Origin of the sequence: Exiguobacterium sp. R-17, from assembly GCF_049913315.1 — a bacterium.
GTDB lineage: Bacteria > Bacillota > Bacilli > Exiguobacteriales > Exiguobacteriaceae > Exiguobacterium_A.
This window is the reverse complement of record NZ_CP184372.1, coordinates 1,549,324-1,574,674: the sequence shown is the minus strand read 5'-3', so window position 1 is coordinate 1,574,674 and position 25,351 is coordinate 1,549,324. Positions and strand designations below refer to the sequence as shown.

The following is a 25,351-nucleotide window of genomic DNA, read 5'->3' as shown; positions in this document are numbered from 1 at the left end:
AGGAGGTACAATGATGGACTATTTATTAACGTCCGGTGGGATACAGAATCCATCGATTCACAAAGCGTTACTCGAGATGCTCAGAAAACCGATTGAAGAATGCCATGCCATCGCGATTACGACAGCTTCCTATGCATTAGGCAGAGGAACGGACCTCGCTGTCAACTTCATTCAAGGAAAAGATGAGGCACCGATGGTCGATTTAGGATGGAAGTCAGTCGGTCTGTTGGAATTATCAGCGGTCTCGATAATTGATCCAGCAATTTGGCAACTCGCGGTCGAACAAGCAGATGTCATCCTCGTCAATGGTGGTGATCCACTCTTTCTACATCACTGGTTCGTCGAATCGGGCTTCGATCGACTATTACCGCAACTGACCGGTGTTTATGTCGGGATGAGCGCCGGTAGCATGGTGCTTACGCCGCGAATCGGAACAGATTTCGTTGGATGGAAAAAGACGCCGGAGCAATCGGACGCAACATTAAGTCTCGTTGACTTTTCAATCTTCCCGCATCTCGATCATCCGCAGTTACCAGACAATCACTTACAAGCTGCCAAATATTGGGCTGAGACATTGACGAATCCGGCGTACGCAATCGATGACGCGACAGCGATCCGTGTCATCGGTTCGAACGTAGACGTGATTTCTGAAGGAAAGTGGGTCCAGTTGCGATGAGGACGATCTATTTCATTCGCCATTGCGAATCGATTAAAACAGGCAGTGATCGAGGGCGAGGATTAACGGATGCAGGTCAAGAACAAGCACAGGAACTCGTAGCGTTCTTTAAAGCGATACCGATTGACGCCATCTACTCGAGTCCGATGCAACGAGCGATGTACTCCGTTCGCCCACTTGCTGAGCAACGAGGTTTGCCGATCTACGAGGCAGCGTTTCAGGAACGGTGTTTTCAGGAAACAGACGAACGTTTATCACCTAAACGGCTAGAAGAACTGTTGAAGCGATCATTCCAAAATGATGATTACGCGCAAAGTGGTGGTGAGTCGAATCAAATAGCACGCAATCGTGCTCTAGTAGCCATCGATCAGCTACGTAAAACCCACCCGCACCACCGAGTGGTCGTCGCGACGCATGGTCTCGTGTTGGCGTTAGTGCTCGAACACTACACTGGACGACCGGCAAATGAGTGGCTGGGCGCGATGGGGAGTCCAGCAATCCATCAGCTGACATTCGATGCAGGCGGGAAAACGTCTCATGAACAACTCTTGTAAAATGATTAAATCTGCCCGCTGAAGATAAAACCGAGAAAGAGCAGTAGTAACACACCAAGTGGAACGGCACAGGCGAGACTGACGTATTTGAGAATTCCCGGTTCGCGTCGTTTGATCGCGACGATCCCGAGTCCGATTCCAAACAGATAAATGACAAGTCCAATCGGTATCGTAAGCATCGAGTTTGGTCCGAACGACCAGTTGAGCGGCGGGAAAATCATAGAGGCGATGAGCAGACCGAGCAAGCTAAAGAAGAGAGAAGTTTTAGCGTATGTCATGTGAGAACTCCTTTTAATTAAGTATGTGAACAAGAATTCGGATTTAAAATGAGAATTCCTGCTTCATCCAGTAAATTTCCTGTTTGGCCTTTGAATGAACGGGAACTATATCTAAAAGATACTATCTTTTAGATATAGGAGGGACCGATGCCAAAAGCAAATATGACCCGTTATGCGATTCTCGGACTTCTTGCAAGCGGATGTACGTCTGGTTATGAGATGAAACACACGATCGATACGAGCTTGAATCACTTTTGGAAAATCAGCTTCGGACAAGTCTATCCGACGCTGAAACGGTTAGAAGCGGAAGGTTTGATCGTTGAAGAGATCACGGATGGGGAACGGAAACAATTCGCCCTGACGGAAAACGGGCATGCAGAGCTCGAGAGGTGGGTCGCTGAACCATCCGTTGATTTGCCAGTGCAACGAAACGACCTGTTGTTGAAGCTGTACTTCGCTCGACATGCTTCAAAAGAGGTCACCTTGCAGAAAATTCAGGAGCACGCGCGATTGCTCGAAGAACGGCTTGAGACGTATCAAGCGATCGATGCGATGATTCGTTCTTATCCGGACTCGAATGATGCCGTCTATTGGTTATTGACGCTTGATTATGGCATTCGGAAGACACGTGCGTTACTCGATTGGTGTGACGCTTCCCTTGAGATCCTTGAAGGAGGAAATTGACATGAAACGGATCATTGCGACTCCGAACAAAGACGTCGTCGTGTTCATCATCGGTTTACGGATCAATCGTCTGCGTTCCGTCCGGCAATGGTTGCCGACGGTCCAGGCGATGGGACCGATGCTACAAGAGAGTTATGCAAACGATGTCGGTCTGATTTCGCATGAGTCACTTGTCGGTTGGCGTTCCGTGACGTTGATTCAATATTGGCGTTCGACGGAAGAATTGATGGCATATGCACACGGTTCCCGTCATTTGACGGCGTGGAAACGATTCAATCAGAAGGCACGGACATCAGAAGCGGTCGGGATCTTTCATGAAACGTTCGAAGTCAGCAATTATGAGTCGATGTATGTCAATCTTCCAACACGAGGTCTAGCGAATGCACTTGGGGAGTCGGCGATCAAGCCGCATCAAGAACAAGCAAAAGGACGCTTAGCCGAGTGGCAATCACAAGAGACGATCTAAATAGACAAAAGACGTGTGCGAAGGCATACGTCTTTTTATGTCGCGACTGGCGTGACGGGTTCGAGCATCTCCCCGCAGTTTTGGCAAATATGATCGAGCGTTTTCGTACATGGTTCGCAAAACGTACAAGCGTGCGAGCACTGATAGACCGTCGTTTCAATCGTTTCTTGACACCGGACACAAGTTGATTCCATATGTATCACCTCCTGTAATTAGTATAAGAAAAGCATTTTGATGAGCACAGTAGGAGAACATAGCGAAAGGCTATATTTTCCTTTGATTCCGTGTTAATTTGAAGAAAGTGGTTTTAATTCGAAAGGGAGATGAAAAATGGACCAAATTGATTAACAGATTGTCCGGATTCTGCAAGACGATGCCCGGATTCCGTGGTCGGAACTCGGACGACAGATCGGGTTATCGGCACCTGCCGTCATCGAACGAGTCCGAAAAATGGAAGACGCGGGAATCATCGAAGGATTCCGCGCTGTTATAAATCCGGAAGCACTCGCGCAAGGGTTACTCGCGATTGTCATGTTCGAAGAGACACGTTGCGAAGGCTTGATTGAATTTTGTAAGGGACATCCGGAAGTCGTCGAGTGCCACCGCCTGACCGGTAGCTATAACTTCATGGTCAAGCTGCAAACGGCGTCCGTTGCGACACTGGAACGTTTTCTCGATGACGCATCGGTTTACGGTAAACCGTCGACCTGGATTCGACTGTCGACGCCGGTTCCATTTACGGGATATACGGTATGACAAAAGAGACACGTTTATGGATTGAGCAACTGACGGGGGATATCGAGCATGTCGAAAAACTCGGTGAACAAGGGGGAACTTCGATTGTGTACCGGGTTGAAGCAAAGAAAGGGAGTTACTTACTGAAGACTGCTACGAAAGCGAGATACCAGGAATGGCTCGATGAAGACTTGATGGAATGGCGAGAAGGGATCACGTTAACGAGAGCATTAAAACAGGCGACAAACACACAACAAATCCGACTTTGGAAAGATTTCGGAGAGTACCTGTTTCAATTTCATCAACAAACGACAGTGGGAACTTCAAGCGATTGGTTAATAGAATGGCTCATGACGGCAGAACGTTATGTCGCGTCTGATTGGACGTCCGGAACGATGGATTTACTCGATCGTCTAAAAGAGACTCGTCCACAACCGATCGATGTGTGCTAGATACATGATGACTGTACGACTGACAACCTGTTGGTCGCAACAAACGGTACGATGTCATTCATCGATGTCGGAGCGATGAGACCAGGCGATCGCCGGTATGATATCGCACTCGCCATCAGTCCGATCGTCAATGATAGAAAAGCCTTTAATGCCTTTTATGAAGGCTATCGCTTTGAGCAACTGCCCAGATCAGAATTTGATTATTATGAACATGGACTGTACACCTTTTTCTAAAAAGACGCTGCAAAGGAGAAGTAAGATGAACCTCATGTTAATCGGTGGCGGACAACTGATTGCGCCGTCTCATCAAGTCATCAATCGTCATGTCTTTCAACTAACGTCACACGTACCGCATATCGTTTTTCTACCGACGGCAAGTCGGGACGAGCGATTGTACCAACAACAATTTCGGAATACATATGAAGCACTTGGAGCGACCGTCTCGATCGTCACGCTGTTTGACGACGAACAATCCAAGGCGACGCAACGACGACTAATAGAACGTGCGGACATCCTTTATGTCGGAGGTGGTAATTATCCGTTACTCGCTAAGACACTTGAAGACACTGGAGTGGGTGTGCTTCTCAAGCAAGCAGTCGAGCGTGGAACGTGGTTCGTCGGTGTTAGTGCTGGGGCAATCTATGCGATGGAATACGGGATCCGTACGACAGAAAATGGTAACGATTACTGTCTTGATACAGGACAAAGCTGGCTCAGTGGCTGTATCTGTCCGCATTTAAATCAAGAAAGAAGGGCAGCTCGTTTTCAGGACTACCTTCCTCAAATGGAAAGTGCAATCGGATTACCTGACGATACGGCGTATATTCAATCTGAGACGGATCAGTATATGTTAGGTGAAGGATACGAGCTGCATACCAAATGAAATGGACACCTAGAACTTTCGAAGAGTCATACTAGAAATTTTAAAAAATCAAAACAGTTGACGAATAAAAATAGAGGTGTTATATTTATCTCGAATTAAAGATATATGAATTAAAGATACAAAAGAGGTGAACGAAATGACACGACCGAATCCGAACTTGAAAGCATTGACAGTCATGGTACGCGCAGTCGATGCGTTACATGAAGTCATCAAGAAGGACGTTGCGCAGTGGGGATTGAACCCGACGGATTTTTCAGTCCTTGAGTTGCTGTTTCACAGGGGCAGGCAACCGATTCAATTGATCGGGAAAAAAGTCTTGATCACGAGCAGTAGCATCACATACGTCATCGATAAGCTTGAAAAAAAGAATTACGTTGTCCGCAAAGCATGTCCAGAGGATCGGCGTGTGACATTTGCGGAACTGACACCTGAAGGGCAACAATTGATGGAAACGATTTTTCCGGAGCACGAGCAAGCGATCAATCAAGTATTTCAAGGAATAGCCCCGTCAGATCTCGAAGCATTCATCGAGACAGCCAAAACGATCGGCTATCAAGCAAAAAAACAATAAAAATTTTTTTGACTGATATCTCGAATTCGAGATAATAATCATTAAAGGAGCGATTTTTCATGAATGAATTAAAAGGAATCCACCACGTGACGGCGATTACGAGCAGTGCCGAGAAAAACTATGACTTCTTTACGAACGTCCTAGGAATGCGATTGGTCAAGAAGACCGTCAATCAGGATGACATCCAGACATATCACTTATTCTTTGCTGATGATAAAGGATCTGCCGGAACGGATATGACGTTCTTTGATTTCCCTGGTATCCAAAAGGGATCACACGGAACGAATGAAATCTTCAAGACGGCGTTTCGTGTCCCGACGGATGCCGCACTCGAGTACTGGATTAAACGCTTTGACAAATACGACGTCAAACATCGTGGCATCAAAGAACAATTCGGCAAGCAGACGCTCTCGTTCGTCGATTTCGATGAGCAACAATACATGTTGATTTCTGATGAGCATAATCAAGGTGTCGCTTCCGGTACACCGTGGCAAAACGGTCCGGTACCCCTCGAGTTCGCGATCACGGGACTCGGTCCGATCCACATCCGGATCGCGGAATTCGACAATTTAAAAGCCGTGCTCGAACAAGCAATGTTGATGCGCGAAGTCGATCAAGCGGGTTCCCTGCACTTGTTCGAGATGGGTGAAGGCGGAAATGGTGCCCAAGTCATCGTCGAGCACAACGTTGTCCTACCAAGCGGACGTCAAGGATTCGGAACGGTCCACCACGTCGCCTTCCGCGTCGAAGATACGGCTGCCTTACAGGAATGGATCGAGCGGATGCAACAGCTACGCTTCAACACGTCCGGTTTTGTCGATCGCTTCTTCTTCGAGTCCCTTTATGCTCGTGTCGCGCGCGGTGTCTTGTTCGAGTGGGCAACGGATGGTCCTGGTTTCATGGGTGATGAGCCATACGAAACGGTCGGGGAGAAATTGTCATTACCACCATTCCTCGAGCCGCAACGAGCACAGATCGAACAAATGGTTCGTCCGATCGATACGGTCCGAAGCACACGCAAAATCGAAAAAGAATATCTTTAATAGGAAAGTAAGCTGACAGCATCTAAACTAGAGGAGGAAATGAAAATGGAGAAATTAAACATTGGGATCATCTTAGGATCCACACGTGAAGGACGTCTCAGCCCATAAGTCGGGAACTGGGTCAAACAACTGGCTGAACAACGGAATGATGCAAACTATACGATTCTTGATATCGCGGACTACAAATTACCGTTGCTTGGTGAAAAAGACGGGGATGCGTCAGGTGTTGCTGCTTGGTCAAAAGATGTCGCAGCGCAGGACGGATTCGTCTTCATCGTTCAGGAGTACAACCACTCGATCGCAGCGTCACTCAAGAATGCGCTCGATTATCTTCGCGTCGAGTGGAACAATAAAGCGGCAGGGATCGTCTCCTACGGTTCCGTCGGTGGGGCGCGGGCAGCAGAACACTTGCGCGGCATCTTAGGTGAGTTATTGATTGCCGACGTCCGGGTGCATCCGGCGTTATCTTTGTTCACTGATTTCGAGAACGGAGCGGTTCTAAAAGCCGCAGCCGTTCAAGAAACATCAGTCAACCAAATGCTCGATCAAGTTATCCCGTGGGCAACTGCGTTAAAAACGATCCGCTAATTCGTGATTGATCAGAAAACCCCCTCATTTCGAGCTGAAATGAGGGGTTTCACGTTATCATGTACAACACGACGTGACGCGGCGCAGATCCTTTTCTTGAATGTAAAGCGTGTGATGGCGGACTTTATAAGGAATGTCAGCCGCTTGAAGACGTTCAAGGTAGTGAACAGTCGGAGCGACCGTCCATTTCATATATGATGTCGCAGCATTTGGTGAGGCGAGACAGATGAGTAATAAGAGTGGAAGGATCCATTTTCGAATCTTCAACCGTATACCTCCTTTATTATTTCAAATACTGTATTAATGTTTTTATTGTTTAAAACCAAAACTGAAAAAAACGACTCACGTCAACAAAAAATAACTGACCATTAAACCGACTAACAGACCACTAAAGACGAGTCGATAGACGGGTGAAAAATGAGTTCCTTTATTTCGTTTCACTTGATAGATGATGAAATAAGCCACGCTGGTCACCATAATGAGGATCGCCAGTGTACTGAGTATCGTAGACATTAGCATTCCTCCTTATCGTAAAATCTTAGATAATGCTTTTCCTTTTGCCAGTTCATCAACGAGTTTATCGAGAATGCGGATGTTACGGATGTGCGGATCCGTTAGGTTCTCGACTCGAATCCCGCAGATGACACCAGTGACTAAAAATCGACGTTCGTTCAATTCGGGTGCATGTTCGAAAAAGGCTGCGACGGTTTGGGTTTGTATGGCTTGTTCAAGAGTAGATGGCGTGTGTCCGGTCAACCAGAATAGCACGTCATCGAGCTCGTCTTGTGTCCGTTGCTTGCGCTCGACTTTTTGACGGTATACCTGATACAGCTGCAACATCGGCATTTGAAATACTTTTTCATAACTCATCTGAATCGCCTCCTTTCATGGTAACATATGGGAAAAGATCTTGTGTTAAGGATTTCAATTTCGTTTTGGAGGTGCAGGATGAAATGAGACGTCGAATGATTGGGATGACTTTTATGACATGCTTAGTACTATTTTTAGGCGTCGTGGGTGTAAAACTGTCGTATCAAGCCTTAGTCGATCCTCCGATCGATCAATCGACAGGAGACTGGGTGCATGTCCCGAGCACGATCTTACCGACTAAAAAAGTCATCTATGCGAAAAAAGATTTGATCACAAAGGCACTGGACTCTTCAAAAAATGGGCACAAAGGATATCGGAAAGAGCCGGATAAGAAACCTGTTGTTGAAGTTGGAAAGGGATCATGGACGGATGCGATCAATCAAATCGTTCGCATGACTCCATGGATGGTCGCTCTAGTCATCCTCATCTATCTGTATCGTCGACAACGATTCAACCGCATGCAGTGGTCATTCCCCTCGGGGCATCAAAGGAAGCGAACCGCTCTATCGCTTCCGCTAACGCCTGAAGTTCAGTTCTCCTTAGAAGAAAGTATCCTTGATTCAGAAATTCGTGAAGCGGTGCGCACGTTCAACCGATCACTTGCTCCAGCGCAGCGACGGCGGACACATGAGACGCTGACGGAGTGGTTTACACGTTTAGAGGTCACAGTTCCACGCGAGATGTATCAGCTCGTCCGATATGCCGACGTGCCGGAACAGACACTCGATCTTTCTCGACGGACTGCTTTCCTCGAACAGCTTAAGCAAGATCAGACACGGCTCGTGTAATCAGCCGTGTCTTTTTTGATGTCCGCGATACTTGTTGAGGGCGAGCATATTTAAGAGGAACAGTGCTGCGCCGTAAAGGAATAATCCGAGCCAGTACGGCCAGATGCTTGACCACCCGTTGCCGTAGACGAGCACCTCCTTGATTGCACTCGCTCCGTAGAAAATCGGTGTGATATATCCGATGTTACCGAGTCCGTACGGGATTAAATCGAGCGGAATCAAGCCGGAGAAGAAAATCTGCGGAATGATCGTAAAAGGAATCAACTGGACGACTTGTAATTCAGACTGAGCAAAGATTGAAATCGTTGCGCCGAACAAGACTGCGACGACGGCAAGTCCAAGCATCGTCAGAAAGATCCAGATGATCGAGCCTTCAGATGGCAGATCAAGAACGGTCGTCGCGTACAGGACGACAAGAATGGCCTGGATGGATGCGAAGACACTATAACCGAGTGTATAGCCGAAGATGACGTCCGTTTGGCGAATCGGCGTCATCATCAATCGCTCGAGTGTGCCGCCACTACGCTCCTTGACGAGTGCCATCGCTGAAAGTATGAAGACGAAGAAGAACGAGAATAGCGATAAAAAGACGAATCCGAGCGCGTCAAACGTCGATTGATCGACATCTCCGTAGAGGTAGTTCGTCTCAAGTTGCATCGTCGGTTGTAGGGATGCCAGTCCAGCTTGAATCTCGCGAAGTGCTTTGGAACTTTTCGTCGATGGTTCGCGGAGATTTAAGGACAGCTGATTGTCGCTCATCTCTAAGACGACGTCGACCGTTTCGTGATCTTTGAGATAGGCGTCTGCATCACTGCCGCTATACGCTTCAATCGATAGATCTTGTTTTTCGAGCGCTTGTGAGACATTAGCTGGTACATCTTGACTGATGGCGACGACTGGTGTGTAGTCATCGTTTCCTAGTAAGAAATAGATTAAGGTGAAAATTAATAACGGAGCAAGTAAAATCAGTCCGACGCTTCGTTTATCGTTCAACGTTTGACGGATGACCCGTCGTGCGAGTTGCCACATTACGTCACGTCCTTTCCGGCGAGCAGGAATAGTTCTTCAACTTTTCCGTTTTCCGTCTGGGCAAGCAAACGGTCAAGCGGATCGTAGGCGATGATTCGACCGTTATAGATCAATGCCGCCCGGTCACATTCATTGATTTCATCCATGACGTGGGTCGAGACGACAATCGTCGTACCTTGCGCACGAATCGCTTGGAATTGATTCCAAATCTGTCGGCGTAACACGGGATCAATTCCGACGGTCGGTTCATCCAGGAATAGAATGCTCGGACGATGTAGGATTGAGATGGCAAGGGACAACCGTTTCTTCATCCCACCGGAATAATGACGGACGAGCTTTTTTTGGTCATTCGTTAAATCGACGAGCGTCAACACTTCTTCAATTCGTTTTGCCAAGTCCTGACGGGACATGTGGTATAAGGAACCGAAAAACTGGAGGTTCGCAAGCCCTGATAAATCCTCATATATGGCATCATTTTGTGGCATGAACCCAATTTGCGATAACATCTTAAAGTTCGGCATCAAGGTGTCACCGATCTGAATCGAACCTGTGTCTGCCTGGATCGCGCCAATCATCAAGCGGATCAACGTCGTCTTGCCAGACCCTGACGGACCAAGCAATCCACAAATCTCACCAGACGGAATCAAAAGATCAATTTGTTGGAGGACGTTCTGTTGATGAAACGATTTCGATACACCGTGTAGTCGTAAATCCATCGTATTCCCCTCCTTTTTATAAAATAATTATTGAACAACGTGTTGATTATTTTCATTATAGAAGGGAGAGAAAATGGGAGCAATGACCAATTGACGTCTATCTGTTGCTTAAGCGACACATCCCGACAAACTGTTGAAGAAAGAGGCGATTTCGATGAAAAAACAAGATTTACGCATCATTCGAACCGATCGGAGAATACGTAAAACGTTCCTTCAGCTGATCGATGAGGTCGGCTTTGACGCTGTGACAATCAAGTTATTGACGGACCGCGCTGAAGTCAATCGCGGGACATTCTATCATCATTACGCCGATAAATACGAATTGCTCGAACGGATGACGAATGAAATCTTTGAAAAGATCGAAGCGACATTCGAACGGGAGATTCCCTTTGTCCTAATCAACAAAACGGAGGACTCTCCGTACCGGCGAATCATTCCGTTTCTGACGTTTCTCTATGAGCACCGGACACTAATGCGGATCTTACTTAGTCCGGCGAGCGACGGGATGTTTCGGAATCGGGTCCGTGATTACATGCAACGAATTCTTTTTTCAGGGTTACACGAACAGGGAGAACGGCTCGTTCCGGAAGACTATCTCATCGCCTATCTTTCTGCTGCCCATCTCGGTGTCATTGAATCGTGGTTGAGTCATCCGAACGAGACGACACCGGAAGAGATTGCCCGGATCGTCTTTACCATTTCGATGGAAGGACCATTTCGAGCGGCAGGGTTCCGACGATGAACTTACAGGAAGTAGTAGCCTATATCGTTAAGGCAATACAACAAGAGCAAATTCGCTTCGGCATCGGTGGTTCATTGCTGTTGGCACATCATGGACTGCCTGTCACTCCGCGCGACATCGATCTCGTCGTTGCGTTAGAAGACGTCGAACGAGCCATTCAATTGTTATCGGAGATGGGAACTGTCGTCGAAAAAGACGAGACGTCACTGTACGCGACACAAGTGTTCCAGGAATTCATCATCGAAGGAATTGATCTCGATTTGATGAGCGGACTGCAGATTCGCCATAACGAGGGGATTTTCGCCTATCCATTTGCTGAACAAACGATTAATGAGACCGGACTTCCATTTATGTCACTCGTCGATTGGTATGTCATCTATCAATTGATTCCAGGGCGAGAACAAAAAGTCGCGATGATTGAGCACTGTCTTGCTCAGCAGGAAGTGGATCAAGAGCGACTGGAACAGCTGATACGACTTAATCTCCCGCAAGACGTCAGGAATCGGATCGATCAATGGCTGAACTGACTCATAAGTCGCGCAATAAAACGACTTCGTTCGTTGCCGGTAAGTAAGCATGATCGGAGTCGAGTAGTCCGCAGGGGACGTACTGATCGAGTGCCTGATCGAAGACATAATACGGCTTCAATGTTAGGTAAGGCATGAGTGCGTGACGTATGACTTCTTCCGGTACGCTATTAGGCAACGGTTGCGCCGAGTCATAGTAGAGCGCGATAATCGACTCGTTATCAACGAGTAGGCTGACTTCGTAAGTTTCTTCAATCAGGAGAATCGTTAAACGACGCTTATAAGTAAGCGTTAGGTCGTCGTGTGTCCGGCGTACTACTACGTTAATGAATGGAAAATCCCGATAGATTTCCTGAATCGTCCACGCTCCTGACTCTTCAGGATATTCGGCAGCGATGACGTCTTTAGCAATTGATTGACAAATCGTCAATGTCTCATCGGTCAACGATCGGTAATCCGGGTGTGGTGTTTGAGCTTCGGCATCGAGTGCCGTGACGGTGTCCCTCCGCTTAATCAATTTGCGTGTGTAGGAGAACGTAGATGGTTTGTCCCATGTCACAATCTCGTTCATGGCAACGGACGAAGTGTCTGGATCACTAAAGGGATACGTGAGCGAGTCGTTTTGAGAAACAAAGATTTCCTGGATTGTATGCGCCTGTATTCGTTGTTGATCACCAGGAGCTGAAAAGAACCGTAACTGTTGCGAAATGATTGGAGCTATTTGCTCGAGTGATAACGTGAACGATTCAGTCGGATAATTCTTGCTCAGCGCGGGAGTTCCATACACACTGAAAAAATCAAGCGCTCCATCGTCCGTCAATTCAAGCGAAATGAAAAGACCAGGGAAGAGGCGAATTCCGTTTTGGCAGCTGACATATTGATACAGCGAATCTTGGTGCTTCAGTAACATGAACTCCTGGTCGAACGTCATTCCTAACTCTTGCTCAAGCCAGGCAGTCTGTGTGTCTGAATCACGTAAATCATCTGGAAGAGAATGAATCGTGACATCACCATGTTTGTTGATTAATGTCGTTCGTCGTGTAGCTGTATCGACTTGGATCTCAATCGTACCGTCTGGATAACTCTCGTCTTCAGACCACGGACCGTGCAGGATTGGGAACCAACATGTCTCAAACGAATACTGAGTTTCTCCATGAATTTTTTCGCGATGATAGAAGGATTCATGTAGGACATAATCATTCAGTTGATATTGATCTTGGATATGGGAAAGTAATTCTTTCGTTAATGGATGCAACACGTTCACTCCTTCGTATATGAATTCATTTTAAAGATTGCGTAATAAGACGACCTCATTTGTTGCCGGTAAGTAAGCGTGATTCGAGTCGAGCAAGCCACAAAGAACATAGTGACCTTTTGAAGCGTCAAACACATAACGCGGTGTGAGAGATAGATACGGACGTAGTGCGTTGAAAATGATGTCTTGTTGATGATCCTCGAGCTCCGGTGCAGTAACAGAAGCAAATGCGGCATGCAGTTCCTGATTGTCGACCAAGTCAATCCAGTGAAGCGTCTTTGCGTCAAGGAGAATCTTGACGCGTCGATACTGATCGACATAGGACGTCGGATGCGTGCGTGACAACGTGACAGCAAGGTAGGGATGTTGCCGGTAAATGTGCTGAATCATCCATTGTCCGGAATCGGTAGGGTACTCGTTTTGCATGATGTCTTTGATAACGGTGCGACAAGCGTTCACAGTCTTCTGCGGAATCGGACGAAAGTCCGGATGTTCGGTCTGCGTGATCACGTCATTTGCGGTCATGGCTTCTCCTGATTGAAACGGATGCCGTTCATGCGTCTTAGACGATAAACCTGTCCAGGTTAACACATCATTCACTTCGATGGAGGTCGTGAAATCTAGTTTACTTGGAACAAGGATAGTTCCTTCTTGCGTCACGAACGTCACGGCGACAGTATGCGCGTATTGATGTCCTATTTTAAGGTAGGAAAACCATTTTATTTGTTGTTGTATGAGCGATTTAATTTCTTCAAGCGTTAAGGTAAAAGATTTTGATTCAACACGGTGTTCAAGCGGATGAGGACCGTATATGAACAACTCGTCGAGTTGACCATTTTCAGTTAACGTCAGATGGATGAAGCAACCTGGAGACAGCTGGACTCCGTCGTAACAACTCACATAACTGAAAAAAGTTTCATTTTCTTCTTCGAGCATGAAATGTGTACCATGAATCATGCCGGTTTCTGACTCGAGCCAAGCGATCCGAGTGCTGATATCACGTAAGTCGTTCGGTACGGAGTGAACTAGGATCGAGCCGTGTAAGGATAACGTCGTCGTTCGTTTCGTGACAGGATTTATCGCAATCTGCACGGTTCCTTCAGGAAGCATCGTGCCATCCTCTTCCTCGATTACGGATGTACTATGCGGAATCCAGAACGTTTCGAAAGAGTAACCGGTTTGGTCGTTCCGTTTGTGTCGAGCGTAGGACGATTCATAGAGTACATAATCAGTTAAACGATATTTCTCGAGCATGTATTCAGTTAGTTGTTTTGTTAGGGCATGCAAGCTGTTCACTCCTTTTTTTGTATGTCCTCCGTGTCGTCAATCAAGGTTGGAACGACGAAGTCAGGTAAGGTTTGGAATAAGCGATCGGATGTCTCGAAAAACGGTTGATTTGAAACAACATTCACGACATCTGCATCGTAGCTGAACGCAAAGACAGACATGTTTTCCTGCATAGAGACGATGACCGTTTTTTCTGGTCTTTCGGAGTAGTAGTACGTTCGGTATTCAATCCGAAAGACATTTGGTTTGGTCGACCAGATGACAAGATCATTCCAACTCGCGTGTGGATAGATGTAAGAATACAATCGTTGAAAGTCTTCAGCATGCTTCAGTTCAGCGACGATGAATCGTTTGTCCGCAAGTGGTGTTAAATCATTATATGTAATCGAATAAAATCGACATAACGCTTCAAATTCCTCTTCGTCATAACGATTCACCTCTACACAGACGAATAGTGGGAAAGCTTGTAATCGATGAAACCACTGCTCAAGAAATGAACTTTCGAATGATGACAATTCATCGTCTGGATTCGTAAAGATGCTAAAGGCAGATGTGTAGTCTTGTTCGATGACGAATCGCAGATTGTCAGGATTTGAAAAGTCATTTGGAATCAACTGAAGATCATCATCGTAATAATATGGCATGTACTCAAATGTTAATTGCAACGTATTCACCTCTATTTCGTACATTCAGTGTAACGTGAATCTCATCATGATGAAGCGGAATTGAAAATTATTACATAATTGTAAGGGTTAGAATATAGACTAATGTATTATTATAGTAAAATAAATATAATGACCATTGAAACGTAGGAGGAAACAAAAGTGTCAGATTTTAGTCTAGCAATGAATCTTTTATTTGGGAGTGTCCATCTTATTCTTATGGCGATGGCGATCCCATCAATCATCTATGCACTCTATCTATTGAGAAAAATCGCTAACAAATGATTGCAGGAACTTTTTGGTGAGAACAAGAAGACAGTTTAAGTACCCACGCATCATCAAAAGGAGGCGGTGGCATGTCAATTTGGACATGGTTTGCCATCTTATTTGTGTTAGCGGTTAGTGTCTACGCATCTTCTCAACCAAAACGTTCGAAGAAATAACAAAGGCGCGACTTCCATTATGGAAGCGCGCCTTTTCGTTTGCTCAGTATTGCGTATCGAGCCAAGTGATCGCGTCCGTCAAGTCGTCGGTGATATAGTCGACGTTTGCTTGCTCTAATCGGTCAGCGTAATCGCGGATAGTGCTCTCTCCGGCACCAGTACGGACTAAGATTTTGATACATCCAGCACGCGCGGCTGCCACCATATCACTCCAGCGGTCACCGATGACGACGCATTGCTCGAGTCGTAAATCGTATTTTGCTTGTGCTTGCAGTAATAAGTCTGATGACGGTTTGCGGCAAGAGCAGCGATCTTCCGCTGCATGCGGACAAATCAGCATGTCATCAAAGCCGAAGTCCCGTAATTCTGTCCGGAAATCCTCTTCACGCGCCAATCCTTTTGAGATACCGGGTTGATTCGTAAAGGCAATCAGTAAAATCGCTTGATTGCGTAAGCGTTCGATTAGCGAAGGAACGTAAGGAAATAGCGTAAACGTTCCAGGATAGTGGACGGTGGCATCTCCACCAATCGTCCCGTCTCGGTCAAGAAATATTGCCTGAATAGAATCCATGTGTACAACTCCTTAGTTTACGAAGCACCTTTCAGTTCTTGGTACGGTTGAACACGCGCGGCCAGTTGTGCTGGGATGAAAGCTGCGATGACACCGAACAGAATCGGTAGAGTAAGCGACACGCCGATCAATAACGGTTTATTCCACGGAACGAGGTCATACAAGACATAAATCGTCGTGTAGGCAACAATCAGTCCGATGATGCCGGAAATTAGACCAACTAGAAATCCTTCGAGGACGATCAACTGACGAATCGCGCCGTTCGTCCAACCGAGCGCTTTTAAGACGGCGAGTGAGGCTCGGCGATCGGTGACGTTTTGCCACATGATCTCACCCGTCGTCAAAATGGCGATTGTAATCGCGACGCCCATCGTCACGTAATGCATCGGACCGACTTGTAAGGCAACGAATTGACCAAGCCAAGACGTATAAAGAACACCCTGTAAATGAAACGTCACGAATAAGAAGAACGTCAGCAATGCCGTAGGTAGAGCAATCGAGAGAACGGACAGGCTATTGCGTTTCCACTTCCCGATCAGTTCCTTTAGTGAGAGTGTCACCGTCGAACGAAGCTTTAGTCCGACACGAGCTGCCTTTGCATATTCACCGGTCTTGATTGCTTCGTATGGTGAAATCCGACGAATCGTCCACGCTGACCACGTCGCACCTGCCAGGTAGATGACGAGACTGAACAGCGCAATCCAGAGAAGGCTCCAGCCGTTCATCGCTTCGCTCCGAACGAGCGAGAAGATGCCTTCGACAATCAAGGCGACTGTTGAGACGAATCCGGCGAGGATCGCCGCCTCGATCAAAACAATTTTGTAGAGGTCCTTCGTTCGCCAGCCGAGAGCGAGTAAGACAGCGAATTCTTTCCGGCGGGCGAGCATTGATACATAACTCGTCGCGAGGACATAGACGATCGCGACCGCAAGCATCGCGAAGATGACACCTGAAAATCCGACGCTCGTCTCGCGGAAGATTGTGATCGCAGCACCAATGTGGATCCATGGCTGTTCGATCCAACCGAGCGTCTTCCCTTCATCGACAACCTTCGTGACGACCGGTTGAGGAGAGGAACCTTTGGTGATCGTAGCGATAAGACCAGTATCTCGTTCGATTTCCGACTTGATGCGTTGTAAGGTTTTATCCGACTGTTCACCGACAGAAGAAGCACCCTTTACTTTTAATCGAATCGATGAAATCGATTGATCACCCATCACCTTTTGGACACTATCGATTGTCGTGAGCACGTTTGGAGAGTTCGTCAACAGACCAATTGGATTCCCGGTCGTGTTGATCAGTTGGGCAGGATTGACCGGTTCATTTTTTGAGTCAAGTACGATACTCGCAGCCGAAGGTCGATAGGTCTCCATTGGTAATTCGTTTAATGGATCTTTGGAGACATTGATCTTGTTTGGATCATACAAACCGACGACATCAAATGTCAGATAAGGATTCATTGATTTAAAAGCAGATCCATCCGATTTTTTCATTTTTATTTCATAAGAATCTACCGTTCGGAAGCCGCGTTTCGGAAGATAAGAGGACGATAATATCGTGTTTTTGAATGCAGTAGGTGCTGTGTGTACTTCATAAGCATTCTCCCATCGTGTAGGGAACGGACTCTTCATCGTTTGATAAGTCAATGAGCCTGTCTGGGCGACGAGTTGAGCGTTAGTATTTGCTTCCGAATGCGGAAGTACCTTAGTTTTTTGACCGAGTAGGGAATCAAAAAAAGCGCTCTCGACTTTAGAGGCATCGACTTTAATGTCTTGGATGATCTTTCGTTTTTCTTGATCGAGAGGTTGAGGAGCGTTCGATTGAGCTAGTCGTTGATAAAATGTGTCGCGTGCTTGTTTCGTTTTCAGATCGACGTTAACTTGTTCTAACTTAAATTGACTATATCCCGTATTGAAGGATTTTGGATTAATCAATACCGGAATATTGAATTCATTGGAACTCTTCTTGCTGGCTGAGGGGACATCCTTCTGGTTGAAGTAACGAAACTTCTTTTTATTCAGGATGCTCTTATCCAAACCGACGAGTTGCGCTTCCGCCTCCGGATCGATTCCGACGATAAGACTATAGGTAAAGGGTTGTATGGATGAAAAACCTTTCGGATCTTGAAGATGGATCAATCGCGTGTTCGGAGGAACAAGCGGCTCTTCCATGGTTGAAAAGTAGGCACCATCCTGCGCGATGAGTACTTTCGAAAATCCACCAGCACCATAATGTGAATTACTCAGTCGATAAATACCAGGCTTGTCCGGAAAGTGGATTTGATTTGGAATCGAGATGCCGATATTAGCGTATCCCATGACAGCAACTGGGGCTGCGATATCAATCTCGTTCATCTGTTTAATTTGTTGGTACTGTTTAAACGAAATCCCACCGTTGATTCCATTGAGATAATTCGGTTCGAGTAACTTACTCGACTCCGTCGACATCTGACTGCCTTTTGGTCGGACGACGATATCGTAGGCGGATGACCATTTTTTCTGTAAGGTCTGTTCGACCGTCCCTTGACTCGAGTCCGTCAAGTTGAACATCAGACTGAGTCCGGCACTGATGATGAGGGCACCGACAAGCGTCAGGATGAATTTTCCGCGCTGCCGACGCCATTGATTGATGACGAAGCGTAACATATGTAGTCTCCTTTGCTTGTTATTGGGAGAGCTGCGTCTTTAAATAACGCGCAAGATCTTGTTCGAAATGGTGAATCGCTTGTGCATCGAGTGCTTCTACTTCTGTTTGCGTCGCGTAGCGGGTGACGAAATAAGGAGAGAGTGGCGTCACCAGATGGATACGCTCTGTCCAGTCTGTCAACGATTCGTGACTTCGTCGCTGAAGGGCACGTGGTAATCGTTGGTTAAAATCAAATAGCATCAGGCGTAATGATTCTTCAGGCGGAGTAAGCATCGATTGAAGGTTTGTTTGTTGGACATAACTTTCAGACGATGGTTGGACCCAATGGTTTGCTTCACTGTCAACTTCTAGTGACTGTGATGAACGTCGCCGCCGACGAAGAATCCGGTATGCTACGAAAGCAACGAGTACAAGTACAGCGGTAAAGAATAGAATGTTGTTGGAGGATGTGCCTTCTACAACATTCAAAATAGAAAATGGAGGAAGATCCTTTACTTTTCGACCGCGTGGTGTGCCACCCGTATTTTTACTTTTTTCATCGGACGTCCCCAGATCGACGCCGTCTTCTTTTTCATCAATTTTGTCATCGAAATTACAACTGTTTTTTGTGAAGAATAAATTGGATAAGTCGTTATGATTACATCCCCGCACGATCGTCGTCTCCTGTTCCGAGAAGTCCGCATTCCGAAACGCTTCATATGCAGACTGCGTCGATACCGACAGCAACAGAAAAACGACAAGTGAGCCGATAAAGCTCGTGATTAATTTGGCGCGAAACGATTGCAACGCGGAACACCTCCTTCTAAAGAGCACTTAGACACTCTGCACCGTGCGCTTCCGGCGATCTTCGACAATTCGCCCATCTTGCATGAAGAGAATTCGGTCAGCGCGTTCAGCGAGTTCTAAGTCGTGTGTGACGAATAAAACGCCACATTTGGCTTCACGATGCAGCTCTAGTAACAACTCGAAAATCGCGTCACCGGTCACGGAATCAAGATTTCCGGTCGGCTCGTCCGCGAGAATCCATTGCGGATGATGCAGCAAGGCGCGGGCGATTGCGACCCGTTGTTGCTGTCCGCCGGATAGTTGAGCAGGTAGAGCATTTCGTTTGTCGTCGAGTCCGACCCGTTCGAGCAGCTCGAGGATTCGCTCGTCTTGATTAAACGACGTCTTTTGTTTTAACAAGGCAACCTTTAGGTTTTCAGATACCGTCAGTGACGGTAGGAGATGAAACTGCTGGAAGATGAAGCCAATCTCTTGAGAGCGGAATTGTGATAACCGTTTGTTCTTCCAAGACGTAATGTCCTGTCTGTCATAGAAAATCTGACCAGACGACGGACGATCGAGCGAACCAAGGAGACTAAGGAACGTCGATTTTCCGGACCCGGATGGACCGACGAGTGCCGTTACTTCCGATCGCAAAAATTGTCCGTTTAGTTGATGCAAGACATTGGTCCGGACACCACTTCGCTCGAACGAGTGCGAAACATCTTGAAAGGTAATATTCAATGTGGCCACTCCTTTTACATAATTTGGTTAAATATAGTGTATTATTTTTAGAAAATTTTGTCTATTGTGTTTTTATTTTTGAAATCCTTACTCATTTATATTTTTCTCATAACTTCTCTCTAAGATTGGATGAACACCAATCTAGGGAGGTATTTAAAATGAAACGAAGACGTAAGAAATGGCTATGCATCAGTAGAAGAATCATGCTGAAGCTCCTGAGAATCGATACCGCCATCTTTTAGGACGATGAGAGGAATAAGGAACGAAAAGAGTAGTGGAGTCGAAGACATTAAAAATATTCTTCTACTGCTCAGGAACGACAGTGGACGAAGAAATCACTTCGACCTGCCCTTGATTTACTAGGCATGTCTGTCATCGTCAAACGGATGATCGATTCACATGATGGTGAGGTAACGATTGAGAATCATCTGCATCAAGGAACTATCGTGACCGTTTTGTTGATGATGTACGGGATTCGAGCATGATGACATAAAAAAAGGAGCGCGAACTTACACGAGGTCCTCGTGAAGTGTGGCGCTCTTTTGATATGTTTCTAGCCTGATATGAATTGCTCGTAATTATTTTTTCAAAGCCTTTCTCGCTAAAGGTTCACCCTTTCCTATACCAGGCTCAAAGGCATAAGGGCTAAAGACTTTAGCACCTTCTTTGAGCCAGTTTGAGCGATACAAGTCGTGTGCTTCACTTCTTGATAAAAAGATACCATCATCGATTTCGACATCATCGTCTACTCCGAACTGAAAGCCGCAACAAGAACAAAGTTCGAACGAAGCGTCACCATTTTCATAATAAGCAACGTCGTCCATTCGGTCATATCCACAGACGGGACATGTGTATTTCATGAAAGCACCTCATTGCTCAAGAACCTTTTGATACTTGTATCCTTTTAAGATATCTGCTTGATCTGTATAGGTCCATTCAGCGATGGACTGGTCGGGATGCGACTCAAAATAATGATTGAGGATATCACGCCCTAACATGTAGTTACTCCAGCGAGGAATCTCTTTTTGTTCGTTACCTACGACGAAGTCGAGTTGTGATACTTCATAGCTGTTGACCAGATGTACGACATGTTTCTTCGTTGCTTCATCCATCTCGACATTCCAAGGGATGGAAACGCCTTTGACGATTCGGTCGGCAAAGGCATCTGCCTTTCCTTCTACAATGGCGGAATCAAGAGTCGTATTTAAACTAAAATCAGGTGTATCCATGAGGACTAAGTGATGATATTCATGTGCCGTCGAATATGCCAGGACGTCTTGATCGTAGTTTGTATCCAGGTAGAGAATGAATGCATCTTTATAGGCTGCTCCTGAAACACCTTTCATTGACTGAAGATCGAAAGAGGATTCAGGATTAACCGGAGCGACGATGATGGTACTTTTCTTTTTGGGAAGGATCTTATGAGAAGCGATGTAATTTTTTTTAATGATTTTTGTAATGTCATCTTGTTGTTTCATCAAGTTCTCGATTTTATCGAGTAGCTCTTGTTCGTACGTGGTTGATTGCAACATCGGGAAAGCTTTCAAGTCGGCTGTCGCGAACTGCTCCTTTTCCCCGATTTTGTCGATATAGCTTAAGACATACTTCGCATAATTCTTTTTATCTACTTCAGGATCATTTGTTTTTAAGGACGCTTGTAGATATTTTTTATATGGTTCATAGAGAAAAACAATGTTCAATGTACTTTCGACATCAATTTTTACAGATTCGGATTGTACTTTTGTACTCTTTGACATCATTTTAGTAGGCTGTGTTGTCTTTTGCTCTTCTGTACAAGCAGATAAAAGCAGAAGGGGAGCAGTTAAAAGTAATATCAGTGATTTTTTCAAGCTACGTTCATCCTCCTTTTTTTATGATGTAACAACTGCTGTTCAATCAATCCTCTTTCGCCATATGATCAATGACGAGTGGATTTCTGTAGGACAAAATGTAAAAATCCTGCTCATGTGTCCTGATGGCAAATAAGTGCAAGTCTCCCCGTTCAGTATAGATTTCGTCCGTTTTCATAAACTTCGCGGCGAACTCTCCAAATATCGATTCTTTTGATTTCACGACTGGATATGGATTTCGGAGTTTCTCGTCGATGATGCCATGCTCTTGCAATGTCCCTAGGAAAACGGCGTACTTTTCAAAACGCATCAAAAAGTAATCACGCGAAGGATCGTCAATTATAAGCTTGAACGCTTCGTCAGCTCCATAAAAATAGAAATCAATTGCATAATGATCATTTGCTTTTAGCGACATCTTATCCAGTTCGAGTTCGTATTCTTCAGTCGTCAGTAAAAAATCAAGATCAATCGTTTTCACGGAAAATCACTCCTCTATGAAGATCACCGACATCTGACGTGAAAGATAAACTGTTATTTTTCTGATGAATCTTTATCGATGAACCATTTCGGACCATGATCGGCAATGAAACGATGTTCTGCCCGATAATGTGTATCGTGACCCTCTTCTTTCATCTTGATGAAGGCAGCATCGCCGTCGACAGCTCGTTGATCAATCAACAGATATAGCGCTTCGACGCGCAACAATAACATCGATAGCAATTCGGAACGCGGACCTCTATAACCATAAGCATCAAGGAATCGACTCACTCGCTTGGCGAAACGTGCATCATCTTGCTCCGGTGAATAGGCAAGAACGGATCCGTCAGGTGCTTGCCGTCTACTGCTGAGCGGAACGAACGTATAGAGCGCGTAGACGATGTCCCAAGCACGCGGACCGGGTGCTGCGAGGTCAAAGTCAATCACGCCACTCAGTTTTTGATCTTGAAAAATCGTATTGTAGACAGCAAAATCATTGTGACAGATAACTTCGTATGGAATAGGGGTGTTGATCAATGGCTCCCAGTTTTCGGTTTTGAAGTCGACTGTAGCGTCATGATATTTGCGCATCAAACGCGCGACGTCTTTTATGACATCGTCTTTCCACATATACGCTTTTAGCGGATAATCCGCTGTCTCACCGGGGAGGAAGGTCAGGATCTCTCGATTTTGTTCATCGATGCCGACGAAACGCGGAACACCGGATAGATGTTTCGCTTCTAAATGGCGTAATAGACGGTGAACATTTGGACTGTTCTCATTTTGTGTACGATAGACATAGTTGCCTTTTTGATAGACGGCGGAGACATTTCCGCCAGTCAATCGTTGTTCTTCAGACATAATCGCGCCTACTTTCTTTGTTTCATTTGTAATCGGTTACATATCGGCTAGTCTTTTTGCATGCGTTTATGAAAAAGCGAATGCTTTACGCACGATTGTCATGTTCTTCAATCGTCGACACTTCATCGAAAAGAAAGTCATGCGACGAATCCGTGACATGATCGAGGAATGTTTCAACGTCTTCCGTCGAACGAAGACGAACGATTTTGTCCGCTTCACCTGTAACTGGCGGCTCGATTCGTTGCCGCTGATAGATGTCGTGGTACGTCGAGTCACCACGAATCTCTCGTCCATTGCGTTTGGAGTAAGTCAGTCGGTTTGAAAGGATTGCTTCGTGTAAATCGAACCAGACGAGGATCGAGCGGAACGTCGAACGGGGAAATTGATTTAACAGCTGTTTCCGACCGGTCCGTGTAGTATTGGCATTACATAAAATGATCGTCTCAAAGGATGAAGTAATCGCCTATTCGATCAACCATACCGTCAAGTCATGTTTGATGTGATTCGGACCTTCTGTTGGGACGAGGTCCGGATAATGTTCGAGCAAAAAGCGTGCTTGTAGATCCTGATCGATGACAAGGCTTGAGGGGAGACTATAGGCAAGCTTTTTGGCGAACGTCGTTTTCCCGGCATGTGTCGGACCGATCGTCAACAGGACCGTCCTCATGACGTTAGTTGTTCCTCGGGTAAGCGATCGGCAATGATTTGCGTTAGCCACTCTTCCTTCGTACCGAAGCAATGAGTCGTTCGCCCGATATGATAAAACGTGCTTGCTAACGGTCCGGTGAAATAAGTCGCATCCGGCATACATAAATAAATCGGTCGATTCGTCGCAAGCGCAATCCCGAGTTCGACGTGGCTACTTTTTCCTGCTGGTAACACGAGGACAAAGGCATCCGCTTGCTTGACAGCTTCGAATTCCGCAAGACCAATTTTTCTTAATGCTTCAGAATCTTCTGCCCGGTCGTTCTTCGTCCAGTCGTATGTTAAATCGTGACCACGCAAGCGGAGTTCATCCCGGAGCCAGCGGACGGTCAAAATGTGGTCAAAGCGAGAAGCGATATAGAGTTTCATTCGTCGTACATCCTCCTTTTTTATCTCTCTGTGTCCCATCCTATCGAATTCATTCATGCAAGAAAAGGGAATTGTAAGAAAAATTTGAAAAAAATGAAACTTTTTAATCGTGTCGCGTATCTAATAGGGGAGTGATTGCAAAAAAGGAGGATGCCGATGTGTTTCGAAAGTCAGGTGCAGCATTATCCGACGCTGCTTTTGAAGCAGCTTTATTCGCAGAAGAAGACTATGTGTACCGTATTTCCTTCATTTATCTGAAAGAGGAGGCGGCAGCGCTTGAGAACGTCCAAGAGGTCGCGTACCGGGCATGGCGTGGGCGAAAGAGTTTACGGGATGCTTCGTATTTTAAGACGTGGTTGACGCGCATCACGATGAATTGCGCTTTCCAGCAACATCGAGCGTCGTTTCAGCCGCTCGCGATCGAACCGAGTCAAACGACGTCGTTTGAAGAGCGTCTCGTCGATCGCTTGTACTTGGACGATTTACTGGAAGTCCTCGAACCGACCGAGCGTTCGATCGTCTACTTCCGGTATGAAGAAGATTTGTCATTGCAAGAGATTGCGCAAACCTTCAAAGTGCCACTGAGTACGATTAAAAGCACGTTGTACCGCGCACTCGAGAAAGTACGACGACAGAAGGGGATGAGTTTATGAATCACGATCCAAAAATCTTGATCGATGTACCGTCATCCGTCAGGCAACGAACAATTCAGGGCATCCGCAAAGCGAAACGGCGCCGGCGCTCGTTACAAGCTGCTTGTCTCGCAGCAGGTCTGACGATCATCGGCTTTAGTTCCTTGCATGAGACCGTTCCCGAGCAATCGTCGCAATCAATGGTGGTCGGCATGTATTATGATGAAAAGTTATACACGGTAGCTCAAAAAGTTACGGATACAGACTGGCAACAGCTGAAAGGGAAGCGACTTGGCGTCACGGATGATGTCTTAACCGATACGAAACTAGAACAGGACACATCTGATTTTGCGTCGAACCTTGATGCGTTTACCGTCTATCAAATCAAGGATGATCCGGTATCTGAGCACGTGTTAGTCGTCGGTCAGGAAGAGGGTCGAGAACGGGTGATGATTCTGTCGCCCACACGATAAGGGGGAGAG

The 25,351-nt window shown here is 46.1% G+C and carries 36 protein-coding genes and 1 pseudogene; 16 read left to right on the top strand and 21 right to left on the bottom strand.

Annotated features, from left to right (window positions below):
• The first annotated feature begins 13 nt into the window (after positions 1–13).
• Together ACN9MT_RS08450 and ACN9MT_RS08445 are read left to right on the top strand one after the other, a co-directional pair.
• Entirely contained in the window at positions 14–676 is a 663-nt protein-coding gene (locus ACN9MT_RS08450) for a Type 1 glutamine amidotransferase-like domain-containing protein (RefSeq protein WP_426272027.1), read from the top strand.
• Positions 673–1,230: a histidine phosphatase family protein gene (locus ACN9MT_RS08445; RefSeq protein ID WP_426272026.1), complete on the top strand. Its 558-nt coding sequence runs from the start codon at positions 673–675 to the stop codon at positions 1,228–1,230. The genes ACN9MT_RS08450 and ACN9MT_RS08445 overlap by 4 nt, the downstream gene beginning before the upstream one ends.
• Before the next feature lie 5 nt (positions 1,231–1,235).
• On the opposite strand, the gene ACN9MT_RS08440 is transcribed toward ACN9MT_RS08445, so the two are convergent.
• Positions 1,236–1,508 carry a hypothetical protein gene (locus tag ACN9MT_RS08440; protein ID WP_214770276.1) on the bottom strand — a complete coding sequence of 91 codons (273 nt, stop codon included), beginning with the start codon at positions 1,506–1,508 and terminating at the stop codon, positions 1,236–1,238.
• Positions 1,509–1,655: 147 nt separating this feature from the next.
• Between ACN9MT_RS08440 and ACN9MT_RS08435 the strand changes: the two genes are divergently transcribed.
• Both ACN9MT_RS08435 and ACN9MT_RS08430 read left to right on the top strand, forming a co-directional pair.
• Positions 1,656–2,192: a PadR family transcriptional regulator gene (locus ACN9MT_RS08435; RefSeq protein ID WP_426272024.1), complete on the top strand. Its 537-nt coding sequence runs from the start codon at positions 1,656–1,658 to the stop codon at positions 2,190–2,192.
• A gap of 1 nt (position 2,193) precedes the next feature.
• Positions 2,194–2,658, top strand: coding sequence for a DUF4188 domain-containing protein (locus ACN9MT_RS08430; RefSeq protein WP_426272023.1), 465 nt, complete (start codon positions 2,194–2,196; stop codon positions 2,656–2,658).
• Positions 2,659–2,693: 35 nt separating this feature from the next.
• Here ACN9MT_RS08430 and ACN9MT_RS08425 read toward each other — a convergent pair whose 3' ends face one another.
• Complete coding sequence (locus ACN9MT_RS08425; protein WP_075642401.1) at positions 2,694–2,852, bottom strand: DUF1272 domain-containing protein; 159 nt, start codon at positions 2,850–2,852, stop codon at positions 2,694–2,696.
• A 157-nt stretch (positions 2,853–3,009) separates the two neighbouring features.
• Here ACN9MT_RS08425 and ACN9MT_RS08420 point away from each other — a divergent pair, with 157 nt between their 5' ends.
• The 7 genes and pseudogenes from ACN9MT_RS08420 (at position 3,010) to ACN9MT_RS08390 (ending at position 6,930) form a co-directional block, all read left to right on the top strand.
• On the top strand, positions 3,010–3,414 hold the full coding sequence (locus tag ACN9MT_RS08420) for an Lrp/AsnC family transcriptional regulator (RefSeq protein ID WP_426273489.1): 405 nt from the start codon (positions 3,010–3,012) through the stop codon (positions 3,412–3,414).
• Entirely contained in the window at positions 3,411–3,845 is a 435-nt protein-coding gene (locus ACN9MT_RS08415; protein ID WP_426272022.1) for a hypothetical protein, read from the top strand. The genes ACN9MT_RS08420 and ACN9MT_RS08415 overlap by 4 nt, the downstream gene beginning before the upstream one ends.
• Entirely contained in the window at positions 3,846–4,079 is a 234-nt protein-coding gene (locus ACN9MT_RS08410) for a phosphotransferase (RefSeq protein ID WP_426273487.1), read from the top strand.
• Positions 4,080–4,104: 25 nt separating this feature from the next.
• Positions 4,105–4,728, top strand: coding sequence for a Type 1 glutamine amidotransferase-like domain-containing protein (locus tag ACN9MT_RS08405; protein WP_426272021.1), 624 nt, complete (start codon positions 4,105–4,107; stop codon positions 4,726–4,728).
• Between the two features lie 136 nt (positions 4,729–4,864).
• A complete protein-coding gene (locus ACN9MT_RS08400) occupies positions 4,865–5,299 on the top strand; it encodes a MarR family transcriptional regulator (protein WP_326187861.1) in 435 nt (144 codons plus the stop codon).
• Between the two features lie 59 nt (positions 5,300–5,358).
• Positions 5,359–6,342 carry a ring-cleaving dioxygenase gene (locus ACN9MT_RS08395; protein ID WP_426272019.1) on the top strand — a complete coding sequence of 328 codons (984 nt, stop codon included), beginning with the start codon at positions 5,359–5,361 and terminating at the stop codon, positions 6,340–6,342.
• A gap of 45 nt (positions 6,343–6,387) precedes the next feature.
• Positions 6,388–6,930: pseudogene (locus tag ACN9MT_RS08390) on the top strand (NADPH-dependent FMN reductase).
• Positions 6,931–6,987: 57 nt separating this feature from the next.
• On the opposite strand, the gene ACN9MT_RS08385 reads toward ACN9MT_RS08390, so the two are convergent.
• From ACN9MT_RS08385 to ACN9MT_RS08375, 3 genes are all read right to left on the bottom strand, one after another.
• Entirely contained in the window at positions 6,988–7,197 is a 210-nt protein-coding gene (locus ACN9MT_RS08385; RefSeq protein WP_426272018.1) for a hypothetical protein, read from the bottom strand.
• 75 nt (positions 7,198–7,272) lie between these two features.
• Positions 7,273–7,443 carry a hypothetical protein gene (locus ACN9MT_RS08380; protein ID WP_426272017.1) on the bottom strand — a complete coding sequence of 57 codons (171 nt, stop codon included), beginning with the start codon at positions 7,441–7,443 and terminating at the stop codon, positions 7,273–7,275.
• Positions 7,444–7,455: 12 nt separating this feature from the next.
• Positions 7,456–7,800 (bottom strand): DUF2200 family protein, encoded by a 345-nt coding sequence (locus ACN9MT_RS08375; protein WP_426272016.1) that lies wholly within the window; start codon positions 7,798–7,800, stop codon positions 7,456–7,458.
• A gap of 113 nt (positions 7,801–7,913) precedes the next feature.
• Here ACN9MT_RS08375 and ACN9MT_RS08370 point away from each other — a divergent pair, with 113 nt between their 5' ends.
• Positions 7,914–8,588: a hypothetical protein gene (locus ACN9MT_RS08370; RefSeq protein ID WP_426272015.1), complete on the top strand. Its 675-nt coding sequence runs from the start codon at positions 7,914–7,916 to the stop codon at positions 8,586–8,588.
• On the opposite strand, the gene ACN9MT_RS08365 is transcribed toward ACN9MT_RS08370, so the two are convergent.
• Both ACN9MT_RS08365 and ACN9MT_RS08360 read right to left on the bottom strand, forming a co-directional pair.
• On the bottom strand, positions 8,589–9,617 hold the full coding sequence (locus ACN9MT_RS08365) for an ABC transporter permease (protein ID WP_426272014.1): 1,029 nt from the start codon (positions 9,615–9,617) through the stop codon (positions 8,589–8,591). It abuts the gene before it with no gap.
• Positions 9,617–10,333: an ABC transporter ATP-binding protein gene (locus ACN9MT_RS08360; RefSeq protein ID WP_426272013.1), complete on the bottom strand. Its 717-nt coding sequence runs from the start codon at positions 10,331–10,333 to the stop codon at positions 9,617–9,619. Before ACN9MT_RS08360 ends, ACN9MT_RS08365 begins: the two co-directional genes overlap by 1 nt.
• A 154-nt stretch (positions 10,334–10,487) precedes the next feature.
• Here ACN9MT_RS08360 and ACN9MT_RS08355 point away from each other — a divergent pair, with 154 nt between their 5' ends.
• Both ACN9MT_RS08355 and ACN9MT_RS08350 read left to right on the top strand, forming a co-directional pair.
• On the top strand, positions 10,488–11,075 hold the full coding sequence (locus ACN9MT_RS08355; RefSeq protein ID WP_426272012.1) for a TetR/AcrR family transcriptional regulator: 588 nt from the start codon (positions 10,488–10,490) through the stop codon (positions 11,073–11,075).
• The gene (locus tag ACN9MT_RS08350; RefSeq protein WP_426272011.1) at positions 11,072–11,602 is read left to right on the top strand and encodes a nucleotidyltransferase domain-containing protein; all 531 of its coding nucleotides are present in this window, start codon (positions 11,072–11,074) and stop codon (positions 11,600–11,602) included. The genes ACN9MT_RS08355 and ACN9MT_RS08350 overlap by 4 nt, the downstream gene beginning before the upstream one ends.
• A gap of 1 nt (position 11,603) precedes the next feature.
• Here the strand turns inward: ACN9MT_RS08350 and ACN9MT_RS08345 are convergent, their stop codons facing one another.
• From ACN9MT_RS08345 to ACN9MT_RS08280, 14 genes are all read right to left on the bottom strand, one after another.
• Positions 11,604–12,857 (bottom strand): hypothetical protein, encoded by a 1,254-nt coding sequence (locus tag ACN9MT_RS08345; protein ID WP_426272010.1) that lies wholly within the window; start codon positions 12,855–12,857, stop codon positions 11,604–11,606.
• 30 nt (positions 12,858–12,887) lie between these two features.
• A complete protein-coding gene (locus ACN9MT_RS08340; protein WP_426272009.1) occupies positions 12,888–14,144 on the bottom strand; it encodes a hypothetical protein in 1,257 nt (418 codons plus the stop codon).
• A gap of 5 nt (positions 14,145–14,149) precedes the next feature.
• Complete coding sequence (locus tag ACN9MT_RS08335) at positions 14,150–14,809, bottom strand: hypothetical protein (RefSeq protein ID WP_426272008.1); 660 nt, start codon at positions 14,807–14,809, stop codon at positions 14,150–14,152.
• Positions 14,810–15,292: 483 nt separating this feature from the next.
• Positions 15,293–15,820: an HAD-IIIA family hydrolase gene (locus tag ACN9MT_RS08330; protein ID WP_426272007.1), complete on the bottom strand. Its 528-nt coding sequence runs from the start codon at positions 15,818–15,820 to the stop codon at positions 15,293–15,295.
• 17 nt (positions 15,821–15,837) lie between these two features.
• A complete protein-coding gene (locus tag ACN9MT_RS08325; protein WP_426272006.1) occupies positions 15,838–18,465 on the bottom strand; it encodes an ABC transporter permease in 2,628 nt (875 codons plus the stop codon).
• A gap of 19 nt (positions 18,466–18,484) precedes the next feature.
• Entirely contained in the window at positions 18,485–19,252 is a 768-nt protein-coding gene (locus tag ACN9MT_RS08320) for a hypothetical protein (protein ID WP_426272005.1), read from the bottom strand.
• 27 nt (positions 19,253–19,279) lie between these two features.
• On the bottom strand, positions 19,280–19,984 hold the full coding sequence (locus ACN9MT_RS08315) for an ABC transporter ATP-binding protein (RefSeq protein WP_426272004.1): 705 nt from the start codon (positions 19,982–19,984) through the stop codon (positions 19,280–19,282).
• A 569-nt stretch (positions 19,985–20,553) separates the two neighbouring features.
• On the bottom strand, positions 20,554–20,835 hold the full coding sequence (locus ACN9MT_RS08310) for a hypothetical protein (RefSeq protein ID WP_426272003.1): 282 nt from the start codon (positions 20,833–20,835) through the stop codon (positions 20,554–20,556).
• A 9-nt stretch (positions 20,836–20,844) separates the two neighbouring features.
• Entirely contained in the window at positions 20,845–21,825 is a 981-nt protein-coding gene (locus ACN9MT_RS08305) for a DUF2268 domain-containing protein (protein WP_426272002.1), read from the bottom strand.
• A 46-nt stretch (positions 21,826–21,871) separates the two neighbouring features.
• A complete protein-coding gene (locus ACN9MT_RS08300) occupies positions 21,872–22,303 on the bottom strand; it encodes a hypothetical protein (RefSeq protein WP_426272001.1) in 432 nt (143 codons plus the stop codon).
• Between the two features lie 53 nt (positions 22,304–22,356).
• Positions 22,357–23,163 (bottom strand): phosphotransferase, encoded by an 807-nt coding sequence (locus tag ACN9MT_RS08295; RefSeq protein WP_426272000.1) that lies wholly within the window; start codon positions 23,161–23,163, stop codon positions 22,357–22,359.
• Positions 23,164–23,229: 66 nt separating this feature from the next.
• Positions 23,230–23,439 carry a hypothetical protein gene (locus ACN9MT_RS08290; protein ID WP_426271999.1) on the bottom strand — a complete coding sequence of 70 codons (210 nt, stop codon included), beginning with the start codon at positions 23,437–23,439 and terminating at the stop codon, positions 23,230–23,232.
• 187 nt (positions 23,440–23,626) lie between these two features.
• Complete coding sequence (locus ACN9MT_RS08285) at positions 23,627–23,830, bottom strand: hypothetical protein (protein WP_426271998.1); 204 nt, start codon at positions 23,828–23,830, stop codon at positions 23,627–23,629.
• A complete protein-coding gene (locus ACN9MT_RS08280) occupies positions 23,827–24,237 on the bottom strand; it encodes a group-specific protein (RefSeq protein WP_426271997.1) in 411 nt (136 codons plus the stop codon). Before ACN9MT_RS08280 ends, ACN9MT_RS08285 begins: the two co-directional genes overlap by 4 nt.
• A 158-nt stretch (positions 24,238–24,395) precedes the next feature.
• On the opposite strand from ACN9MT_RS08280, the gene ACN9MT_RS08275 reads away from it, so the two are divergent.
• A complete protein-coding gene (locus ACN9MT_RS08275) occupies positions 24,396–24,890 on the top strand; it encodes an RNA polymerase sigma factor (protein ID WP_426271996.1) in 495 nt (164 codons plus the stop codon).
• Complete coding sequence (locus tag ACN9MT_RS08270) at positions 24,887–25,342, top strand: hypothetical protein (protein WP_426271995.1); 456 nt, start codon at positions 24,887–24,889, stop codon at positions 25,340–25,342. The genes ACN9MT_RS08275 and ACN9MT_RS08270 overlap by 4 nt, the downstream gene beginning before the upstream one ends.
• The last annotated feature ends 9 nt before the right edge of the window (positions 25,343–25,351 follow it).

Bases quoted from the DNA above. Each gene is read 5' to 3' on its own strand.
- ACN9MT_RS08280 (WP_426271997.1), bottom strand. From the start codon at position 24,237: ATGAAACTCTATATCGCTTCTCGCTTTGACCACATTTTGACCGTCCGC.
- ACN9MT_RS08400 (WP_326187861.1), top strand. From the start codon at position 4,865: ATGACACGACCGAATCCGAACTTGAAAGCATTGACAGTCATGGTACGC.
- ACN9MT_RS08395 (WP_426272019.1), top strand. From the start codon at position 5,359: ATGAATGAATTAAAAGGAATCCACCACGTGACGGCGATTACGAGCAGT.
- ACN9MT_RS08425 (WP_075642401.1), bottom strand. From the start codon at position 2,852: ATGGAATCAACTTGTGTCCGGTGTCAAGAAACGATTGAAACGACGGTC.
- ACN9MT_RS08435 (WP_426272024.1), top strand. From the start codon at position 1,656: ATGCCAAAAGCAAATATGACCCGTTATGCGATTCTCGGACTTCTTGCA.
- ACN9MT_RS08430 (WP_426272023.1), top strand. From the start codon at position 2,194: ATGAAACGGATCATTGCGACTCCGAACAAAGACGTCGTCGTGTTCATC.
- ACN9MT_RS08270 (WP_426271995.1), top strand. From the start codon at position 24,887: ATGAATCACGATCCAAAAATCTTGATCGATGTACCGTCATCCGTCAGG.
- ACN9MT_RS08450 (WP_426272027.1), top strand. From the start codon at position 14: ATGGACTATTTATTAACGTCCGGTGGGATACAGAATCCATCGATTCAC.
- ACN9MT_RS08350 (WP_426272011.1), top strand. From the start codon at position 11,072: ATGAACTTACAGGAAGTAGTAGCCTATATCGTTAAGGCAATACAACAA.
- ACN9MT_RS08365 (WP_426272014.1), bottom strand. From the start codon at position 9,617: ATGTGGCAACTCGCACGACGGGTCATCCGTCAAACGTTGAACGATAAA.
- ACN9MT_RS08310 (WP_426272003.1), bottom strand. From the start codon at position 20,835: ATGAAATACACATGTCCCGTCTGTGGATATGACCGAATGGACGACGTT.
- ACN9MT_RS08295 (WP_426272000.1), bottom strand. From the start codon at position 23,163: ATGTCTGAAGAACAACGATTGACTGGCGGAAATGTCTCCGCCGTCTAT.
- ACN9MT_RS08355 (WP_426272012.1), top strand. From the start codon at position 10,488: ATGAAAAAACAAGATTTACGCATCATTCGAACCGATCGGAGAATACGT.
- ACN9MT_RS08370 (WP_426272015.1), top strand. From the start codon at position 7,914: ATGACATGCTTAGTACTATTTTTAGGCGTCGTGGGTGTAAAACTGTCG.
- ACN9MT_RS08440 (WP_214770276.1), bottom strand. From the start codon at position 1,508: ATGACATACGCTAAAACTTCTCTCTTCTTTAGCTTGCTCGGTCTGCTC.
- ACN9MT_RS08285 (WP_426271998.1), bottom strand. From the start codon at position 23,830: ATGAGGACGGTCCTGTTGACGATCGGTCCGACACATGCCGGGAAAACG.
- ACN9MT_RS08445 (WP_426272026.1), top strand. From the start codon at position 673: ATGAGGACGATCTATTTCATTCGCCATTGCGAATCGATTAAAACAGGC.
- ACN9MT_RS08360 (WP_426272013.1), bottom strand. From the start codon at position 10,333: ATGGATTTACGACTACACGGTGTATCGAAATCGTTTCATCAACAGAAC.
- ACN9MT_RS08405 (WP_426272021.1), top strand. From the start codon at position 4,105: ATGAACCTCATGTTAATCGGTGGCGGACAACTGATTGCGCCGTCTCAT.
- ACN9MT_RS08330 (WP_426272007.1), bottom strand. From the start codon at position 15,820: ATGGATTCTATTCAGGCAATATTTCTTGACCGAGACGGGACGATTGGT.
- ACN9MT_RS08380 (WP_426272017.1), bottom strand. From the start codon at position 7,443: ATGTCTACGATACTCAGTACACTGGCGATCCTCATTATGGTGACCAGC.
- ACN9MT_RS08375 (WP_426272016.1), bottom strand. From the start codon at position 7,800: ATGAGTTATGAAAAAGTATTTCAAATGCCGATGTTGCAGCTGTATCAG.
- ACN9MT_RS08415 (WP_426272022.1), top strand. From the start codon at position 3,411: ATGACAAAAGAGACACGTTTATGGATTGAGCAACTGACGGGGGATATC.
- ACN9MT_RS08325 (WP_426272006.1), bottom strand. From the start codon at position 18,465: ATGTTACGCTTCGTCATCAATCAATGGCGTCGGCAGCGCGGAAAATTC.